Genomic DNA, 2,784 nt, shown 5'->3' with positions numbered 1-2,784 from the left:
ACTTCAGCAAGATCGATTACGTCTTCCTCTCCGTCTACGAAACCGTCTGCACACCGCGCCAGCACCCCTCTGCACAGGACCTGTCCAAGACGCTTAAGTCTTTGGGCGAGTTTTTCCCCAACGCGTACCTGGGAATCGGCGAAGTGGGCGCCCAGCGTCCCGAGGACGAGGGAGTCGCCGAACCGGATTTCGCCGAGAAGAACCGGCTGGCGAACTATTACTACGGCATGCACAGGCAGATGAAGAACGCCGTCGGCTCGCGGTACGCCGGAGGATACTTCTGGTGGTACTTCCGCCAGGACGCCGTCGACGCGCCCGCCGCCCAATCGCTGTGGCCCAGCATTCGCGAACAACTGAAGAAGATGTGACCCCTTGACACAACTGAATATCGTTTCCCCGCCGCGGCCCGCGCATCCACCCGATGCCCGGGCCGCACGCGGAAAACGGGCGGCGCCCGCGTCAAACTCTGCGCCGTCTCCTAATTCAGCGCGACCCGCCTCGCACGCAGCCGATGAGGCTCCTGTCCCCCGCCTGCGCCTTGAGCTTGCGCGACCCGCCTCGCACGGAGCCGATACGCGCCGCTTGTGCACCGACCCCCGCTCTCGTGCATAATTGAGCCATGACGATCAAGCGTGCGCCGAGTACAGCCAAGCGCGGAAGTGCGCGCGCCCGAATGCCTAGGTAACTCACAAAGCCCTTTTCCGAACGTCGCATTTGCGACGCTGCCTTAGGACGTGAACAGTTGCCTCTTTCTCCCATGTTTCAACCTTCTCTCACAGCGCCCGTCACAGGGGGCTTTTCGGGCGAACGCAGCCACAGCCGCGCACACACTACGGTTTCCTTCGAAGTTATGCCGCCCAGGCGCCCCGAGAACACACCGGCCTTCTGGACGATGATCGACAGACTGCTGGCCGTTCAGCCGGATTTCGTCTCCGTCACATATGGCGCGGGAGGGAAGAACCGGTTCAGCGCGCGAGACATCGTCACGCGACTGTCCCGCGACACCCCCATCAATCCGATTGCCCATCTGACCTGCGTCGGAACGTCCGTGCGCACCGTCGAGTCGGTGATAGAGGATTACCTTGACGCCGACGTTCGAACCTTTCTCGCCCTGCGCGGAGACCCGCCCGCCGACGATCCCGATTGGAGGCCGCCCCTGGGCGGCGTCTCGTCGGCCACCGAGCTCGTCGCGCTCATCCGCAGCGTCGAGACGCGCCGCTGCGCGGCGAACGGATCGGCGGCGCTGCGCGCGGCAGTGAGCCCGTTGACGATCTCGGTCGCAGCCTTCCCCTCGGGCAATCCTGCGGCCGGAACGAATCCCGAACAGGAAGTCGAACGCCTTCTGCTCAAGCAGGCCGCTGGCGCCAGCTTCGCCATCACCCAGTTGTTCTGGGACGCGCAGACCTACATCTCCTTCGTCGACAAGGCCCGGCAGGCCGGCGTCTACATACCCATCCTCGCGGGCCTCCTCGTCCCCTCCGACCTTCGGAGGCTTTCGCGCACATCCGATCTGACCGGAATAACGCCCCCCGATTCGCTCGTCGAGCGTTTGAGGGCGGCCGACGACGCCGAGGCCGCCGCTTTCTCCGGCGTCGCCGAAGCCGCCCGCATCGCCCGGGAGGTCCTCGAATCCGGCGCGCCCGGACTGCACCTGTACACGTACAACAAACCCGAGCCCGCCCTGGCCTTGCTCGAGCAGATCGGGCTCGTCGAGCCTGCCGAAAGCGTCGATTCCTCTGCAAGCGTCAAACCCTCCGAAAGCTAGGCCCGCCCCGCAACGCGACGTCGTCCGTCAGCCGGCGGGCCCGCGACGCGAGCGGACCGTCAACCCCTATCAAACACCTGGAGAATCCTCATGACATCACCCCGCTTCCCTTCCGCGACGATCCTCGGGTACCCGAGGATCGGGCCTTCCCGCGAACTCAAGCGCGCCGTCGAATCCTACTGGGCGGGGAAAATCGACGCGGACGAGCTGAAGAGCGCCGAGCGCGGCCTTCGCCTGGCGAGCTACAAGCGGCTGCGCGAGCTGGGCCTGACCGAGGCCGCCTCGATTCCCGAATCGTTCTCGCTCTACGACCAGGTCCTCGACGTGACGGTGCTCCTCGGCGCCATTCCCGAACGCTTCGCCGGGCGCACGGGATACGACCTTTACTTTTCCCTGGCCCGCGGCAACGACACGGCGCCGCCGCAGGAGATGACAAAGTGGTTCGACACGAACTATCACTACCTCGTCCCTGAAATCGGCCCCGAAACTCCTATCGGGCTGGCGGACCGCGGCGTCGTCGAACGTTTCGCCGAGGCCCGGGAGGCCGGTTTCGACGTTCGCCCCACGCTGGTCGGCCCGGTGACGTACCTCGCGCTCGCCAAGGCGGCCGACGGCGCTCCAGCGGAGTTCTCGCCGCTTGACCGGCTTGACGACGTCGTCGACGCATACGCCGAGCTTTTGGGCGAATTGGCCGCCGCGGGGGCCGAATGGGTGCAATTCGACGAGCCCGCATTGACCTCAGACAACCTTCCGGCGGCGCGCAGCGACCTCGTCGCCGCGGCGTTCCGGGCGTGGCAGCAGCTCGCAGCCGTCGACCCGCGCCCGAGCATCCTCGTCACCACGCCTTACGGCGACGCCAGCCAGGCGATCCCCGCCCTGACCCAGACGGGGGTCGAGGCGATCCACGCCGCGGCCGGCCAGCTCGCGCCCTTCGCCGGATCGGGCGTCGACTTCTCCGAGGTCGTGCTCGTGGCCGGCGTGATCGACGGGCGCAATATCTGGACGGCCGACCTCGGGCG

1 protein-coding gene and 2 pseudogenes are annotated in these 2,784 nt (G+C 66.4%); all 3 read left to right on the top strand.

Translation table 11 applies throughout. The features are described 5' to 3' along the window. Positions 1–368 (top strand): annotated as a pseudogene (locus tag ACO48X_RS03455) (Tat pathway signal sequence); the annotation flags it as partial. Between the two features lie 389 nt (positions 369–757). Beyond that, on the top strand, positions 758–1,765 hold the full coding sequence (locus ACO48X_RS03450) for a methylenetetrahydrofolate reductase (protein WP_485000568.1): 1,008 nt from the start codon (positions 758–760) through the stop codon (positions 1,763–1,765). Positions 1,766–1,855: 90 nt separating this feature from the next. Then, positions 1,856–2,784 (top strand): annotated as a pseudogene (locus tag ACO48X_RS03445) (5-methyltetrahydropteroyltriglutamate--homocysteine S-methyltransferase); the annotation flags it as partial.

Source organism: Peptidiphaga sp., assembly GCF_057238965.1.
The sequence above is the reverse complement of the archived record's forward strand: the minus strand, read 5'-3'. Positions and strand labels throughout refer to the sequence as shown.